Here is a 16865-nt window from a genome sequence, read left to right as displayed (position 1 = left end):
CTTATTTGTTCGTAGTGTCCACACAGATGATTGTTAATTAGTGCTTGTCCCTTTGGGATAACTAATTAATATGCTCTTTAAAAATTTGGAAAAGCTGATAATAAAATTCTGATAGATACATTGTATTTATCAAGAGTTTTCAAAAGTAAAAAAGAATGGTAGCAGTACCATTCAGTGCCATTTGATTAACGTTTTACGTTGATTGATTGGTATCTACTTTAGTATTCAATATTAACTTCTGGCGAAGTTAAACTGTCACAAAACAAAGACCCGTTTGGGTTGTATGGTTAAGTGACTAAGCGTACACGGTGGATGCCTTGGCAGTTGGAGGCGATGAAGGACGTATTAACTTGCGATAAGCCTAGTCAAGCTAGTAAAAAGCGCTTGAGACTAGGATTTCCGAATGGGGAAACCCACCTGCTTGCAGGTATCGTTAACTGAATACATAGGTTAACGAGGCGAACGCGGAGAACTGAAACATCTAAGTACCCGTAGGAAAAGAAATCAACCGAGATTCCGAAAGTAGCGGCGAGCGAAATCGGAACAGCCCTTAAGCTTATTATGTGTTAATGGAAGGCTCTGGAAAGTGCCACGATACAGGGTGATAGTCCCGTACATGAAAAGACATTTTAAGTGAAATCGAGTAGGTCGGAGCACGTGAAACTTTGACTGAATATAGGTGGACCATCATCTAAGGCTAAATACTCCCAACTGACCGATAGTGAACCAGTACCGTGAGGGAAAGGCGAAAAGAACCCCTGTGAGGGGAGTGAAATAGAACCTGAAACCGTGTACGTACAAGCAGTAGGAGCCCACTTGTTGGGTGACTGCGTACCTTTTGTATAATGGGTCAGCGACTTATATTTTGTAGCGAGGTTAACCGAATAGGGTAGCCGTAGGGAAACCGAGTCTTAACTGGGCGAATAGTTGCAAGGTATAGACCCGAAACCCGGTGATCTAGCCATGGGCAGGTTGAAGGTTGAGTAACATCAACTGGAGGACCGAACCCACTAACGTTGAAAAGTTAGGGGATGACCTGTGGCTAGGAGTGAAAGGCTAATCAAACCGGGAGATAGCTGGTTCTCCCCGAAATCTATTTAGGTAGAGCCTCGGACGAATACTTACGGGGGTAGAGCACTGTTAAGGCTAGGGGGTCATCCCGACTTACCAACCCTTTGCAAACTCCGAATACCGTAAAGTAATATCCGGGAGACACACGGCGGGTGCTAACGTCCGTCGTGAAGAGGGAAACAACCCAGACCGCCAGCTAAGGTCCCAAAGTCATAGTTAAGTGGGAAACGATGTGGAAAGGCCCAGACAGCCAGGAGGTTGGCTTAGAAGCAGCCATCCTTTAAAGAAAGCGTAATAGCTCACTGGTCGAGTCGGTCTGCGCGGAAGATGTAACGGGGCTAAACTATGCACCGAAGCTGCGGATTCAGAATTTATTCTGAGTGGTAGGGGAGCGTTCTGTAAGCGGTTGAAGGTGTACCGGGAGGTATGCTGGACGTATCAGAAGTGCGAATGCTGACATGAGTAACGATAATGGGAGTGAAAAACTCCCACGCCGGAAGACCAAGGGTTCCTATCCCATGTTAATCAGGGTAGGGTAAGTCGACCCCTAAGGCGAGGCCGAAAGGCGTAGTCGATGGGAAACAGATTAATATTTCTGTACTCGATATAATTGCGATGGGGGGACGGAGCAGGCTAAACAAGCATGGCGTTGGTAGTCCATGTGAAAGTGAGTAGGTTGGCGACTTAGGTAAATCCGGGTTGCTATTAAGACTGAGACACGAGACGAGTCACTACGGTGATGAAGTTGTTGATGCCATACTTCCAGGAAAAGCCTCTAAGCTTCAGATTATATGGAATCGTACCCCAAACCGACACAGGTGGTCAGGTAGAGAATACTAAGGCGCTTGAGAGAACTCGGGTGAAGGAACTAGGCAAAATCGTACCGTAACTTCGGGAGAAGGTACGCTCCTATCTGTGATGAGACTTGCTCTCTAAGCGGACGGGAGCCGCAGTGACCAGGTGGCTGGGACTGTTTATTAAAAACACAGCACTGTGCAAAATCGCAAGATGACGTATACGGTGTGACACCTGCCCGGTGCCGGAAGGTTAATTGATGGGGTTATCCTTAGGGAGAAGCTCTTGATCGAAGCCCCGGTAAACGGCGGCCGTAACTATAACGGTCCTAAGGTAGCGAAATTCCTTGTCGGGTAAGTTCCGACCTGCACGAATGGTGTAACCATGGCCACGCTGTCTCCACCCGAGACTCAGTGAAATTGAAATCGCAGTGAAGATGCTGTGTACCCGCGGCTAGACGGAAAGACCCCGTGAACCTTTACTACAGCTTGGCACTGAACATTGAACCTACATGTGTAGGATAGGTGGGAGACTTTGAAGCAGCGACGCTAGTTGTTGTGGAGTCGTCCTTGAAATACCACCCTTGTAGTTTTGATGTTCTAACGTTGGCCCCTGAATCGGGGTTACGGACAGTGCCTGGTGGGTAGTTTGACTGGGGCGGTCTCCTCCTAAAGAGTAACGGAGGAGCACGAAGGTTGGCTAAGTACGGTCGGACATCGTACGGTTAGTGTAATGGTAGAAGCCAGCTTAACTGCGAGACAGACACGTCGAGCAGGTACGAAAGTAGGTCATAGTGATCCGGTGGTTCTGAATGGAAGGGCCATCGCTCAACGGATAAAAGGTACTCCGGGGATAACAGGCTGATACCGCCCAAGAGTTCATATCGACGGCGGTGTTTGGCACCTCGATGTCGGCTCATCACATCCTGGGGCTGAAGTCGGTCCCAAGGGTATGGCTGTTCGCCATTTAAAGTGGTACGCGAGCTGGGTTTAGAACGTCGTGAGACAGTTCGGTCCCTATCTGCCGTGGGCGTTTGAGAATTGAGAGGGGTTGCTCCTAGTACGAGAGGACCGGAGTGAACGAACCGCTGGTGTTCGGGTTGTCATGCCAATGGCATTGCCCGGTAGCTACGTTCGGAACTGATAAGCGCTGAAAGCATCTAAGCGCGAAGCAGGCCTCGAGATGAGTTCTCACTAGACTTTTAAAGTCTCTGAAGGGCCGTTGAAGACTACAACGTTGATAGGCAAGATGTGGAAGTGGTGTGAGCCATTAAGCTAACTTGTACTAATTACCCGTGAGGCTTAACCATACAACGCCAAACGCGTTTTATGCGACAGTTTAGACAGAAGTTAATATAACTAAAGTAGATATTACTTAAGAAAGACTTAAAAAATATTATCAGATATTTTCCAAATTCAGTTAGTGCGTAGCGATACGAATTAACGCCCTAATTTGCTTGGTGACAATAGCGTTTTGGACCCACCTGACTCCATGCCGAACTCAGTAGTGAAACGAAACAGCGCCGATGATAGTGTAGCATTTGCTATGTGAAAGTAGGACATTACCAGGCTTCAAATTGTAGAGAGCCCGACTAGAAATAGTCGGGCTTTTTTACGTCTGCAGAAAAGTAAAATACACGTAATTAAAATCCACTCACAGCAACATCCATCACGTAGGTCGGGCGAGCGCAGCGACTCCCGACGTTAAAATCACATCGGTAATAACTATAGTGTTCTTATTTCACGAGCTGGATTACCCGCTACTGCGGTATTAGACATTACATTTTTAGTTACTACAGATCCTGCACCCACAATACTATTTTCACCAATACTCACACCCGCTAAAATAATAGCGCCTGCGCCAATCCATACGTTATTGCCTAACGCGATAGGGGCTGCAAAGTTTTCTTTATTAAGCCTTTCTGCTGGATTAGTAGCATGTGACACAGATAAAAGCTGAACGTTCGGGCCTATTAAACAGTCATCACCTATGGTGATTGAGTAATTGGCTAATGGCGAATCTAGGAGTGTGCAATTAATATTTATAAAAGTACGATCACCAATAACTATTTGATTGCCATAATCGCAATGAAACCCTGACTCTATAATTACCCCTTCACCGCATTGCAAAAACAATTCTTTAATGCGCTTTAAATTACCTTTACTCGGGCTTTTATTAAATAGGCGACATATCTCACCAGTTTTTTTGCGTAGAGCTAAAAGCGTTTTATCTAAGCTGTTAAATACTTGCATTAAGGGTTCTTTGTTTAGTTAAGTGATACTACGACTATTTTACCTTTATTATTACTTGAAGAAAGCTGCTTTATTTTTGCTCGTTCACTTGCCATTTAGGTTGTTTCGTTTAAAATCGGATAACTTTCGAAATGAAACTTAATTCACGAGCTTTATGACTAAACGAAACACACAGCAGCGTCGTCACAATATACTGGTTCAAGTTAATGAATTAGGTGAAGTAGCCGTTGAAAAGTTAGCACAGCAGTTTCAAACATCTGAAGTAACCATTCGAAAAGATTTAACCTCGCTTGAAAAAAGTGGTTTATTACTTCGCCGCTATGGGGGGGCTATTGCACTGCCTAAAGAAATTGTTAGCGATGAAATAGATTCAAAGCGCAAAGTCGCAATAGCAAAGGCTGCAGCAAAACTTATAAAAGATCATAACCGCATTATTATTGATAGCGGGCGTACTACTGCTGCGATGATCCCCGAGCTTGCTGATAAGCGTGGGCTAGTTGTAATGACAAACGCAATTAAAGTAGCGAGTCGTTTATTAGCACTTGAGAACGAGCCAACACTTTTGATGACCGGTGGGACGTGGGATCCGCATTCTGAGTCGTTTCAGGGGCAAGTTGCCGAAAATGTATTATGCTCTTACGACTTCGATCAGCTCTTTATTGGTGCGGATGGTATAGATGTAAAACGTGGCACAACAACCTTTAATGAGTTAGTTGGTTTGAGCCAAGTAATGGCAAAAGCGGCTCGTGAAGTAATTGTAATGGTAGAATCAGATAAGATTGGCCGAAAAATACCAAATTTAGAATTACCGTGGAAAATAGTAACCACATTAATAACCGACGATGGCTTGGCAGACGAAAAGCGCAAAGCAATTGAGGCGTGTGGTGTAAAACTAATTTGCGCAGAGATTATTGAATAGTAACTACAAAGTGAGTTACTAGAATTAAAAAATTAATGGAGACACTATGTGTGGAATAGTTGGGGCAGTTGCAGAACGTCCAGTAAACAAAATTTTAGTTGAAGGCCTTAAACGTCTTGAATACCGTGGTTATGACTCAGCAGGCGTAGCATTGCTTGATGGCAACACACTTAATACTGTTAAAGCAGTAGGTAAAGTAGTAAACGTAGAAGCTGCACTTGAGAAAGCAGGCGTTAGCGGTCATACAGGTATTGCACACACTCGCTGGGCAACACATGGTAGCGTTACAGAAGAAAACGCACACCCGCATGTATCAAACAACCAGTTAGCACTTGTGCACAACGGTATTATTGAAAACCACGCGAGTCTACGTACAGCACTTAAAGCAGATGGTTACGAATTCTTATCAGACACTGATACAGAAGTAATGGTGCATTTAATTCACCAACTTCGTAAACAACACACAACGTTACTTGCATCAGTACAAGCAGCTGTTAAACAGTTTGAAGGCGCTTTTGGTACTGTTGTATTTGATAAAGACAGCGATAACGAAATCATTGTAGCGCGCTCAGGTAGTCCTCTTGTTATTGGTTTAGGCCTTGGCGAAAACTTTATTGCGTCTGATCAGTTAGCACTATTAGCTGTTACTCGTAGCTTCATCTTTTTAGAAGAAGGCGATGTAGCGCGTATTACACGTGATACAGTAGAAATTTTTGACGAAAACGGCGACGCTGTAGAGCGTGAAGTGATTGAATCAAACATTACACAAGATGCATCAGGCAAAGGCGATTACCGTCACTACATGCTAAAAGAAATTTACGAGCAGCCACTTGCCGTACGTAATACGCTTGAAGGGCGTTTAAACGACGACCGCGTAGCAATTGATGCCTTTGGCGACAGCGCTCAGCAAATATTTAAAGATGTAAAACATGTACAGATTATTGCCTGTGGTACGTCATACCATTCAGGTATGGTTGCCCGTTACTGGCTTGAGCAATTTGCAGGCGTTAGCTGTAATGTTGAGATTGCCTCTGAGTTTCGTTACCGCCAATCGTATGTACACGAAAATAGCTTACTTGTTACTATTTCTCAATCGGGTGAAACTGCCGATACGCTAGCTGCATTACGCCTAGCTAAAGAGCAAGGTTACATGGCCTCAATGACCATTTGTAACGTACCTGGTTCATCGCTTGTACGCGAATCAGACCTTGCCTTTATGACCAAAGCTGGCGCTGAAATAGGCGTGGCTTCTACTAAAGCATTTACAACGCAATTAGTTGGTTTGTTAATGCTTACTGCGTCTATAGCTCAAGAAAAACAGCTTGATCAAAGTGCTATTGTAAATGCTATAAAAGTACTACCTGCTAAGCTTGAAGAAACATTACTGCTTGCAGATGGCATTGCAGACCTTGCAGAAGAGTTTGCCGACAAGCACCACTCATTGTTTTTAGGTCGTGGCTCACAATACCCAATCGCGATGGAAGGTGCGCTTAAACTTAAAGAGATTTCTTACATTCACGCAGAAGCCTACGCAGCGGGCGAGCTAAAACATGGCCCACTCGCACTTATTGATGCTGACATGCCAATTATTGTTGTAGCACCAAACAATGAGTTATTAGAAAAGCTTAAATCAAACGTAGAAGAAGTACGCGCACGTGGCGGCATTATTTACGTATTCGCAGATAAAGATTCACACTTTGAGTCAGACGACACAATGCGTGTTATCAACGTAAACCACACTGACGACATTATTGCGCCAATTGTTTACACACTGCCATTACAGTTACTGTCGTACTACGTAGCGGTAATTAAAGGTACTGACGTTGACCAACCTCGTAACTTAGCTAAATCTGTTACGGTTGAGTAAAATCAATAGGTTATTATTTATTAGTTAAAACTAAAAAGGCGCTCGATGCGCCTTTTTTTGTACCTCAAAGCCTGTTAGATTAAATAACACACTATTTTCTAAAGGATTAGCTATGCGTTTATTCACTGCTATTTTTATATGTAGCTTATTTATAGTTTCTAATAACACACTTGCAGAGCCTGATTTAAAACAGCAAACCATTAGCTATACGCAACAAACGCATACTATCAATTCATTAATTTTAAATGAGCTACGTACCGTTGTAGTTCAACTTCCAAAGAGTTACCAAGCTAATCCAAACAAAGTTTATCCAGTTATTTATCGCCTAGATGGCGCGGGTAACATACCGCTTATAAGTGCTGTAATGGATCGACTGCAAAATAATAATCGTGCGCCTGAGGTTATTATTGTCGCTATTGAAAACACCAATCGCTTAAGAGATTTATACCCCACAGTTAATAAAGAGCCACAAGGCCCGGTAGGTGAAGGCGGTGGTGCAGCAAGGTTTTTAGCATTTATTGAGCAAGAGCTTATGCCCTTAATTAATAAAAACTATCGTACGCATAACTTTAATGTGATTGCTGGGGGCTCAGCAGCAGGCGTGTTTGCACTTTATACTATGCAAGCTAACCCTGAGCTTTTCCAAGCGCATATTGCTTACAGCCCTGCCGTTTGGTGGAACTATGGCGCATCGGTAAAAAGTACAAAATCGTTTATAGCTAAAACAAAAGACCTGAATAACTACGTTTATATCAATATTGGCGAAGAAGCCGGCATAATGCGTGAAAGATACGATGAATTACAGCAATCACTGCAATCGCATAAAGTGCGAGAGCTACGCTTCTTTAGTAATGCGTTTGACGGTGTCTCGCATAACCTGACTTCCGTTGCTGGTGCATTTAATGCCTATCACAACTTATTTTTGCCTAAACAAATGCCCATAAGTGATTTAACTGACGATGTAGCCTCTATTGATGCTTATTATCAAAACTTATCTCAACAATGGGGCGAGCAGGTTGCGCCACCAGACCGCGCTGTTAGATCACTCGGTTATAACTTAACGGGCAGCAAGCAGTTTACCCGCGCTATAGAGGTGTTTAAGTACAATATAAAAAACTACCCAAAATCAGTCGATGCGCTTTCAGCCTTATCTTATGGCTATGAAATGCAGGGGGATACTCGTCAAGCGCTTGAAAATATGGAATCTGCTCTAGCAATTGCAGATGACTCATACCCTTATATAAATTACTTAAAAGAAACAAAAGCTAGACTACAAATAGCTTTAGGCAAAGACGAAACATAACCACTTTTTAATCCAACTCGATTGTTATATATTTAAAGAGAAAAGGGAGTAACAGCTTTTCTCTTTTTCTAAAACCACATTAAAATCACTAACCCCTACTTAACGGGTAATAAATACGCTAAAATTGCAGGCTATTTTAGTAATGAGCCCGCAAATTTTATGACCTCAGCCGCAAATCCTAGTAATTTCAACGAACTTGGCCTAATTCCAGAGCTAATTGCTCGATTGTCTGATCTTGAATACACACAACCTACACCTATTCAGGCACAAGCAATTCCGAGTATTTTGACGGGAAGTGACTTAATTGCGGGGGCAAATACTGGCTCAGGTAAAACAGCGACGTTTGCTTTACCTATGCTACAAACCCTATTTTTAGAGCAGGGCGCTAAAAATACTGCCAACAAAGGTAATTTTGTAACGGGGCTTATTTTAGTACCGACGCGTGAGCTTGCTACGCAAGTGGCCGATAGCGTTAAATCGTATTCTGCTAACTTTAATGGCGCAATTAAAACGGTGGCCGTGTTTGGTGGTGTGTCGGTTAATACACAAATGCAGGCACTGCGCGGCGGCGCCGATATTATTGTTGCAACGCCAGGTCGTTTGCTTGATTTAATCTCAAGCAATGCTATTAAGCTCGATAAAGTGACGACCTTAGTGCTTGATGAAGCCGACCGTATGCTAAGCCTTGGCTTTACCGAAGAGCTGGCTGATCTTTTAGCGTTAATGCCTGCTAAAAAACAAACCATGTTGTTTTCAGCGACCTTCCCAGAGCAAGTCACTCAATTAACGCAAGAACTGTTAACTAATCCTGTTGAAATACAAGTACAAAATAAAGATGAAAGCACACTTGTTCAACGCGTGTTTACGGTAAATAAAGGCGAAAAAACTACGGTTTTAGCGCATTTAATTAAAGCGCATAAATGGCGCCAAGCACTTATTTTTGTAAACGCTAAAAAAGACTGTGAGCACTTAGCGGGTAAGCTTGAAAAGCGTGGTATTAACGCACAGGTATTTCATGGTGATAAAGGCCAAAGTGAACGTACTCGCGTAATAGAAAAATTTAAAGCCGGTGAAATCGAAGTACTTATAGCCACCGATATAGCAGCCCGTGGTTTAGATATTGCCAAACTGCCTGTTGTTATTAACTTTAACTTACCGCGTAGCCCTTCTGATTACATGCACCGTATTGGTCGAAGCGGCCGTGCTGGTGAAGTAGGCTTAGCGCTTTCATTGGTTGATTATGAAGATTTGCATCACTTTAAAATAATCGAGAAGAAAAACAAACTACGTTTAGAGCGTGAAGAAGTAACCGGTTTTGCTGTAAACCAAGCTAATCTTGATGCTGCCGAGGCGCTTAAAAATGAAAAGCCAATGGCAAAACCAGAAGGCACAGGCAAGAAAAAGAAAAAAAATAAAGCCGATGATATAGATGATGTATGGAGTGGCTGGCGCCGTAAGTAACAATAGAGCTAAATAAATAGCTGTAAAAACCCGTAATTAGTTAACCTAATTACGGGTTTTTTGTTTTGTGGCTTTAACTTAAAGCGTTAGTTTTAAATTAATGGTCGTGATCTTCATCTTCTATTTCTTGTGCAATCCCTAACCAGGTAATGCTTGTAGGTGGAAAAGTTAACTCTAGCTCACTTTCAATTTCTAAGTCTTCAAGGTGTACTTGCACAACGTGCTGAGCAATAGGGTCGGCTACATAAGCAAATTGACCATTTTGCGCTACTGTCATGCTAAAGCTCATGCCCTCTGGCATGGTTGATACATCTTGCTCGGTAATATCTACTTGGCCTTCAAGCTCCCAATGCATTTCGCCATCATGGTCGTGTGCGCTAAATACATTTAAAAAGCCTAAGCTGTCTAATATTAAAAAGTGCTCGCCATGGGCAGAAAAAGAGTACGATACAGCACTTGCGCCATCGGCTAGTTGCCATTCTAGTTCTTCCATTTGTGCTGTTGCTGGGTTAATAGTTACAATTACGGCTTCGCCGCCACCGTGGCCAGATGCTACGCCAATAAAGGTCTCGCTATCTTCGTGGCCATAAATACTACCAATGCGTAAATCGCCAACGGCTGCAATGTTCGCTATTTTTTCAGCTTCGTATTCATCATCGTGCTGGTGGGCTAATAACACGCCATCGCTACAGCCAAATACTACGTAGTCGTGGTTTTGTGCAGCGCCGTGTAAATCAGGGCACGTAAGGTCTAAGGTTTGTTCAAGCTCGTATTCACCATCATGAAAATGATAAACACCTACTTGGTCTGGCAGTACTTTAGCAACCGATGTGCTTTCGCTGTCATCACGGCGAATGGTTGATAATAAATGCTCACCGCGAGGCTCTGCTACACCGTGCATATTAATATCGAAGCTAATACTAGGTAGTGTTGCTGTTGCGCTTGTTATGTTGTTATCTGTTAATACTTCAACAGAGGCAACCGTGCCTGAATCTGCATCACCATCATAAAAAACAGCTAATTGCCCGTCGTGAGTTATTAAGTGAGTAGGGCGACTGCCGCTTGTTAACTCATAGCTGCTAGCCGCTGGTCTTTGCTCGTAATCGTGCAGGTGCTCGCCATGGTCTTCACGCCATAAACCACCATCAATAAAGCCTAAGTAATCTTGTGCTCTGCTTACAATAACGGCATAACGAAAATCAGGGGATGACGATAGCGTGTTTGAATCATTCGTAAGAGTAAATGTTTCAAGTAAAGCATTGTCATCTAGGTCATAAAAGCTGGCTTCGTTGCTGTTGCCTGCAAGCACAGCTAACCTGCCAAGTGAGTCTATGGTGTAGCCATCATCATGGTCGTGATTATCACCTTCATGATCGTGTTCATCTTCTACAACAATAGGATCTTGTTCCACAATGTTGGTTTCTGCATCGCCACAAGCTGTAATAAATGTAGTGCTAATAGCCAGTGCAATAAGCTTTAATTTGTATAGTTTTTTCATGTTTATTTCCCTTAATTATAATTTTTTAATGCTTAAAAATAACCGCGAATACCTAGCGCAAAGCTACGCCCTGGACGTGGTGCTATATCTTTTACAAACGAGCTGTGCACGCGTGCTTCTGTATCTGTTAAGTTAGTGCCACGCAGGTAAACAGACATATCTTGGTTTAATACTGAAAGGTCATAAGAGATGCTTGCATCCACCAATGTGTAGCCGTCTGTTGCTGTTTCTTGTGGGGCTGTGCGGTCTTGCTTTTGATAGCGAGTAACGTGAATATGCGCACTTAATTTATCTGTTTGATAGCTTAACTCGCTGCCAAAACGAAGTGGCGGTGTGCGTGGTAAATCGCCGCCGTCTTTAAGGCGTGCACGAACGTAATCAGAGAATAAATCTACTTTAAATTCATCGGTTAATTGCCACGCAATTTGCGCTTCAAAACCATGTAAAATTACATCGTCTGTTTTAAATAAATAAACAGGTAGCTCTGATGAATGGTCGTGTTCGTCAGCCCCTTCTTCTTCATCGCCATGGTCGTGGCCACTTTCGGCGAATAAACCGGTGTCTATTTGGTAATAGTAATTATCTACTTGGTTGTAAAAGGCATTTAAAATAAAGCCAACATCACCTTGGGTTTTACGCAGGGTTAAATCGATATTATTGGCTGTTTCCAAATCAATTGCTTGATCAGATAAACCCAAATGACCGTCTTCATCTAAATCAAATAGTGCACCTACTTCGTAAGTGCCAGTACCAATGTGTGGCCCAAACGATAACAATTCAGAGGCAGAGGGCGCACGTTCAGAGCGCGATACCGAAAGGCCTAAGTTATAGTTAGGTGTAAAATCCCATACTACGCCTGCCGATAAACTGATAGGGGTAAATTCATGCTCTACGTCAAATACGCGCGTAATTTCTGCACTTTCTTCGTGGTTGTGTTCGTCGGCTTCTTCTGTTTCATCGTGTGCGTGAGCGTCAATATTTGGCAGTAATACGTCGCCTGCTTCAATGGTTACACGCTCTATACGCCCACCTACTTGCACTAAAAAATCACCAAAGTGTCTTTCTTCCATTAGTGCTACAGCAAAGCTTTCGGTTTCTGATGGAGGTGTAAAGGCCTCTTCACCTTGTGCTTCAACATCGCTTTGTTTGTAATGAAAGCTAATACCGCCATTCCACTCGCTAAACTGGTTATGTAGTAGGTCTATACGTAATTCATTTGTTTCGTTTTTAAAAGTAGTGCCTACAGCGCCACCCTCAATTTCAGCGTGTTCGTAGTCGGTATGGCCAACGCGCAGGTTTACTTTATTTAGCCATTTATTATCTAGGTTGTACTCACCTAATAATTGCACCTTAGTTTGCTCTAAATCAGCAAATACGCTTTCTTCGTCGTCGCTGTGCTCTTCCTCTTCTTCCTCGCCGTGCGTATGGCCTGGAATGCCGTATTGACGATTAAATTGCTCTACTGCTAAGCCAATAAAGCCGTTATCCATTAAATAGCTAGCGCCAACAGTAAAACCGTCAGACTCTTCATTACTGTTTTCAACAGTGTAATCGCCGCGATGCTCTTCACCATCGCTATCTATATCGGCAGCTACAGGCACCTCGTAGTCGTCGGCCTCACGCCAAAATGCATCGGCGTAAAAAGCCACCGAGTCTGTGCCTGTGGTGGCATTAAACGAGGCTACTTTTTGGTTATCTACCGAGTTATGTTCTACGTTCCACTCGCCGCGTGTTGTGCTATCGGTTGGTACACGACTATCTACCACATTAACTACACCACCAATGGCGCCACTGCCATAAAACAGTGTTGCTGGGCCGCGTAATACTTCAATTTGTTGTGCGGTAGATGCTTCTGATGCAACAGAGTGATCGGGGCCAACGCGCGACACATCGCTTACATCAAGGCCATTTTGAGTTATGAGTACACGCGGGCCGCTTAAACCACGAATAATAGGTGTGCTGGCTACTTTTCCGTGAAAATTTGTATTAACGCCTGGGAGCTTTTCAAGGTTGTCGCCAAGGGTTGCAGCTTGTTGGCGCCTTAATTGTTCGCCAGATAAAACGCTAACAGGTGAGGCAGATTCCATTGCCGACATATGAATAGGGGTTGCTTCAATATCAATAACTTCAATAGGCGAGCGCTTTAAATTAAACGTAACCGATTGGTTTTCATCATTCGTTATTGTTATATCGCGATGAAGATGCGCATAGCCAGGGGTTACAACGTGAAGTTCTTTTAAGCCATTGTTTAGCTCTGCTATGACAAATTTACCGTTTTCGTCGGTGGTGACTTTAAGGTCTGAACCTTCAACTTCTATGGTTGCATTGGTAACTATTTTACCTTGATTGTTTAAAACAACGCCTTCAATTGTGGATGCCAGCACACTTGCTGGTAATAAAGCTGCGATGAGAACAGCTAATTGTGATCTAGGTTTCATTTGACTACCTTGTTAGATGTTATATTATATCAATTATGCGAGAAATGTTATAATGTATCAATAGTAATTAACTGTTGTTACTAAAATGTCTCCTTAAAGGTAACGCTTTTGAGTAGAGACACTAATTTAGTAGAGGAAATAATGAAGTCGAGTCAAAGTGTTATGGATCGTATGGCGATTGGGTTATCGTTAATGTGTACAGTACATTGTTTTGCAACCCCGGTTATTTTAGCGCTATTGCCAAGCTTTGCTGTACTGCAAATAGATAGTGAACAATTTCATTTATGGATTCTTGCAGCGGTATTACCCACCAGTTTATTAGCACTGAGCTTAGGCTGTAAAAAGCATAAACGTTTACGTTATATGGCCTGCGGCGTTATTGGGCTAGCCTTTATGATATGCGCAGTATTACTAGGGCATGAAATAGCCGAAAAAGCACTAACCTTAATAGGCTCGGCTTTTATTGCTGTGGCCCATTGGTTTAATTATCAGCAATGCCTTAAGCAAAATGACGAAAAATGCCCGTGTTCAGGTAGCAAATTGGATCAAATGGTTTAACGCTTAGTTGTTGCTGGTGGTATGGCTCTCGTCGGCTAAATTAATACTGATTTATTTTAAATACTAAGGCTTCTTTGTTTTAAAAGGCGACCTCTTTCATGCTGTAGTAACATGCTCAGTAATAGTAAATAAGGCCTCATAATATGAGGCCTTAAAATGTTACTAATTCACTTTAACTGTTCCGGAATTTATACTCTAATATTGCTCAAGTGTTTTTATTTGATTCACACCCTTTAGCTGCATCATTAATTGCTTTACTAAGATCATGTAAATAAACATCATTGGTAGGCCTGCTACAACGCAGAGTGACTTAATAGTATCTATTCCGCCACCGCATAAAAATACGCTAAAACTAATGAGTGCAATTGCACCAGCCCATAGAAGCTTAACTTTATGATCGGGATCGCCATTTAGTTCTAGTTTATTAGTTGTCAACATAGCGGTGGCAACGCTTGCGCTTGACATAGTCGTTAGCATTAAAAAAAATTGAATAATCAAAAATAATACTAAGCCAATATTACCCGATGGTAGAGTTTGAATTAGTGAAACTACTGCAAACGTTAAACCGCCTTCGCTCATCCATTGTTGAACAGGTAAGCCACCAATTAATTGTGCCCATACTGCATAACCACCAAAGATTGATATAAAGAATGCACAACCGAGTGAACCCATCGAGATAGTGTATAAAATAACTTCTTTAATAGTACGTCCACGCGAAATGCGGGTAATAAAAAGCCCCATCATAATTAAATAAGCGTAGTACCAAAACCAATAGTATTGAGTCCACAATTGCGAAAAACCACTTTTTTGAACTGGGTCGGTCCAAAGTGACATTCTAAAAAAGTTATCAAGCATGACACCTATTGAGTCGGTAAAGTTATTTAAAATAAACTGAGAGTCAGCCACAAGTAATACAAATAAGGCAAAACATATTGCTGCTACAACCGTATAGTCGGACACTTTACTAATGCCTTTTTTAAAGCCAAGAAGCATTACCGCAACAAGCATTAAAACAAATAATAAAATAATACTGCCTTGGAGTAATAAGCTGTTTTTAATTCCTAATAATGCAGAAACGCCAGTACTAAGCAACGATACAGTAAGTGCTAGTGAGCTTGCAAAAGCTGCGAGGGTGCCAAAAATTGCAAGTAAATCGATTGCTTTAGCAATAATAGGATTGCTGCCTACTACAGGTTCGCAAAGGGTAGAGAGCTTTAAAGTACGCTTTTTTTGTACGTAAAACGCGTACGCAAACGGGATTGCCGGAAAGCAGTAAATGGCCCAGCCAGTCACGCCCCAATGAAAAATAGAATAAGTAACAGACCAAGCTGCTGCTGCGTAGCTATTTGGTTCGGCAAAAAGTGGTGGCGATTGCAAATAATACATCGGCTCACCAATTCCCCAATATATAAGAGAAGCACCTACACCTGCGGTAAAAATCATACCGCCGTACGAAAAGTTAGAGTGCTCTTTTTTTCTTCACCTAACCTAATAGATCCGTACTTTGAAAAAGCTAACCAAAATAAAAAACCAACTAAAGCCAAGCTCACAAGTTCTACTAACCAACCAAACCAGCCTGTTACAAAATGCATAGCGTTGCTTGCTAATAATTGTGATTGCTCAGGATACAAAGTTGAGATAACTAATAAGGTAATTACTAATGTAATTGCAGGAATAGCCAGCTCAAAGTTAATGTTTTTCAATGGCGTTTCTCCATTGCACGAGTGCTTTGATATGGCTTGGGTTAATTCCGCAGCAACCACCAATAATATTAGCGCCAAGGCTATGCCATTGTTTTGCAAACTCAAGATACTCGTTAGGAGATAAATCACGGTAGTCTTGCACTGCTTCATTTGCTTTGTGAGCATTTGAAATAGGAGTAAAGCTGTTAGCAAATGCGCCTAACGATACTTTTTTATTTTGCTTAATTAATACGTTGTTAGTATCACGCAGTGCTTGCTCAATAACCTCCGGGATAGAGCAATTAAAGAAAACACCTGCAATGTTTTGCAGCTCAAGTAGCGCGGTTATGGCATCGGTTACCAGCTCACCTGAACGAAGTGTTGCCTGATAAGTTACTTCGTCACTTAGGGTAAACGCGTAATAACATGGCTTAGTTGAGCCTTTAAGTACGCTTGCCATTACTTGCGCTTCTTCAATGCTTGATATTGTTTCGCCAAGCCAAAGGTCTACATGGGGATTTTGTGCATTGTATAAGGTATTTAAAATAGTAAAAGCACGTTCACTTTCAAATAAATCGGGGCGATATGAACCAAATGCAGGGGGTAATGACCCTGCAACTAATACACTTTGTTTAGCATTTTGAGCTACTTCTTTAGCAATAAGCGCCGCTTGCTCTGCGAGTAATGCACCTTGGTTTTCGTAGCGTTCTTCACCTAAATGAAAGGGCACACAGGCATAACTGTTAACCGTAATTATTTCAGCGCCTGCATCTATAAAGCCTTGATGGGCTTGTGCTACAAAGTGTGGGGCTTCTATAAGTGCTTGTGCACTCCAAAGTGGCTGTGAGAACGGTGCGCCAATGCGCTTAAGTTCACGTCCCATGCCGCCATCTAAAATTGTTACCTTTTTCACTTATGGACTTCTATATGTCTAAATAGTATGGCGCTATTCAAACATATTTTTTAAAAAATCATAATGAAACTTCATCAGGTTGGGCATGAAAAAAGCTCAACCTATTAA

The 16865-nt window shown here is 42.3% G+C and carries 9 protein-coding genes, 2 rRNA genes and 1 pseudogene; 7 read left to right on the top strand and 5 right to left on the bottom strand.

Annotation, left to right across the window (positions count from 1 at the left end; all coding sequences use genetic code 11):
* The first annotated feature begins 285 nt into the window (after nt 1-285).
* Nucleotides 286-3175: ribosomal RNA gene (locus tag AC5NT5_RS16790) — 23S ribosomal RNA — on the top strand.
* 146 nt (nt 3176-3321) lie between these two features.
* Nucleotides 3322-3436 (top strand): 5S ribosomal RNA (rrf, locus tag AC5NT5_RS16785).
* A 154-nt stretch (nt 3437-3590) separates the two neighbouring features.
* Here rrf and AC5NT5_RS16780 read toward each other — a convergent pair.
* Nucleotides 3591-4118 (bottom strand): sugar O-acetyltransferase, encoded by a 528-nt coding sequence (locus AC5NT5_RS16780; RefSeq protein ID WP_188162486.1) that lies wholly within the window; start codon nt 4116-4118, stop codon nt 3591-3593.
* A gap of 154 nt (nt 4119-4272) precedes the next feature.
* On the opposite strand from AC5NT5_RS16780, the gene AC5NT5_RS16775 reads away from it, so the two are divergent.
* The 4 genes from AC5NT5_RS16775 to AC5NT5_RS16760 all read left to right on the top strand — a co-directional run bounded on the left by AC5NT5_RS16775 (nt 4273) and on the right by AC5NT5_RS16760 (nt 9668).
* Nucleotides 4273-5037: a DeoR/GlpR family DNA-binding transcription regulator gene (locus AC5NT5_RS16775; protein ID WP_182754780.1), complete on the top strand. Its 765-nt coding sequence runs from the start codon at nt 4273-4275 to the stop codon at nt 5035-5037.
* Nucleotides 5038-5083: 46 nt separating this feature from the next.
* Entirely contained in the window at nt 5084-6904 is a 1821-nt protein-coding gene (gene glmS / locus AC5NT5_RS16770; RefSeq protein ID WP_188162488.1) for a glutamine--fructose-6-phosphate transaminase (isomerizing), read from the top strand.
* A 112-nt stretch (nt 6905-7016) separates the two neighbouring features.
* Complete coding sequence (locus tag AC5NT5_RS16765; protein WP_188162489.1) at nt 7017-8207, top strand: alpha/beta hydrolase-fold protein; 1191 nt, start codon at nt 7017-7019, stop codon at nt 8205-8207.
* 159 nt (nt 8208-8366) lie between these two features.
* The gene (locus tag AC5NT5_RS16760) at nt 8367-9668 is read left to right on the top strand and encodes a DEAD/DEAH box helicase (protein ID WP_188162490.1); all 1302 of its coding nucleotides are present in this window, start codon (nt 8367-8369) and stop codon (nt 9666-9668) included.
* 97 nt (nt 9669-9765) lie between these two features.
* Here AC5NT5_RS16760 and AC5NT5_RS16755 read toward each other — a convergent pair whose 3' ends face one another.
* Nucleotides 9766-11166 (bottom strand): 5-methyltetrahydrofolate--homocysteine methyltransferase, encoded by a 1401-nt coding sequence (locus tag AC5NT5_RS16755; RefSeq protein ID WP_494514202.1) that lies wholly within the window; start codon nt 11164-11166, stop codon nt 9766-9768.
* A 32-nt stretch (nt 11167-11198) separates the two neighbouring features.
* Nucleotides 11199-13604, bottom strand: a complete 2406-nt coding sequence (locus AC5NT5_RS16750; RefSeq protein ID WP_188162492.1) for a TonB-dependent receptor — start codon at nt 13602-13604, stop codon at nt 11199-11201.
* A gap of 141 nt (nt 13605-13745) precedes the next feature.
* Here AC5NT5_RS16750 and AC5NT5_RS16745 point away from each other — a divergent pair, with 141 nt between their 5' ends.
* Nucleotides 13746-14162, top strand: a complete 417-nt coding sequence (locus tag AC5NT5_RS16745; protein ID WP_188162494.1) for a MerC domain-containing protein — start codon at nt 13746-13748, stop codon at nt 14160-14162.
* Between the two features lie 195 nt (nt 14163-14357).
* Here the strand turns inward: AC5NT5_RS16745 and AC5NT5_RS16740 are convergent.
* A pseudogene (locus tag AC5NT5_RS16740) lies at nt 14358-15925 on the bottom strand (BCCT family transporter).
* Complete coding sequence (locus AC5NT5_RS16735; RefSeq protein ID WP_494514203.1) at nt 15852-16757, bottom strand: homocysteine S-methyltransferase family protein; 906 nt, start codon at nt 16755-16757, stop codon at nt 15852-15854. The pseudogene AC5NT5_RS16740 and the gene AC5NT5_RS16735 overlap by 74 nt, the downstream one beginning before the upstream one ends.
* Nucleotides 16758-16865: the final 108 nt, after the last annotated feature.

This window comes from Pseudoalteromonas sp. J2K-J599 (assembly GCF_059295115.2).
The sequence above is the reverse complement of the archived record's forward strand: the minus strand, read 5'-3'. Positions and strand labels throughout refer to the sequence as shown.

Excerpts from the sequence above, each read along its gene's own strand:
- glmS (WP_188162488.1), top strand. The coding sequence starts at position 5,084 with ATGTGTGGAATAGTTGGGGCAGTTGCAGAACGTCCAGTAAACAAAATT.
- AC5NT5_RS16765 (WP_188162489.1), top strand. The coding sequence starts at position 7,017 with ATGCGTTTATTCACTGCTATTTTTATATGTAGCTTATTTATAGTTTCT.
- AC5NT5_RS16755 (WP_494514202.1), bottom strand. The coding sequence starts at position 11,166 with ATGAAAAAACTATACAAATTAAAGCTTATTGCACTGGCTATTAGCACT.
- AC5NT5_RS16775 (WP_182754780.1), top strand. The coding sequence starts at position 4,273 with ATGACTAAACGAAACACACAGCAGCGTCGTCACAATATACTGGTTCAA.
- AC5NT5_RS16750 (WP_188162492.1), bottom strand. The coding sequence starts at position 13,604 with ATGAAACCTAGATCACAATTAGCTGTTCTCATCGCAGCTTTATTACCA.
- AC5NT5_RS16760 (WP_188162490.1), top strand. The coding sequence starts at position 8,367 with ATGACCTCAGCCGCAAATCCTAGTAATTTCAACGAACTTGGCCTAATT.
- AC5NT5_RS16745 (WP_188162494.1), top strand. The coding sequence starts at position 13,746 with ATGAAGTCGAGTCAAAGTGTTATGGATCGTATGGCGATTGGGTTATCG.
- AC5NT5_RS16780 (WP_188162486.1), bottom strand. The coding sequence starts at position 4,118 with ATGCAAGTATTTAACAGCTTAGATAAAACGCTTTTAGCTCTACGCAAA.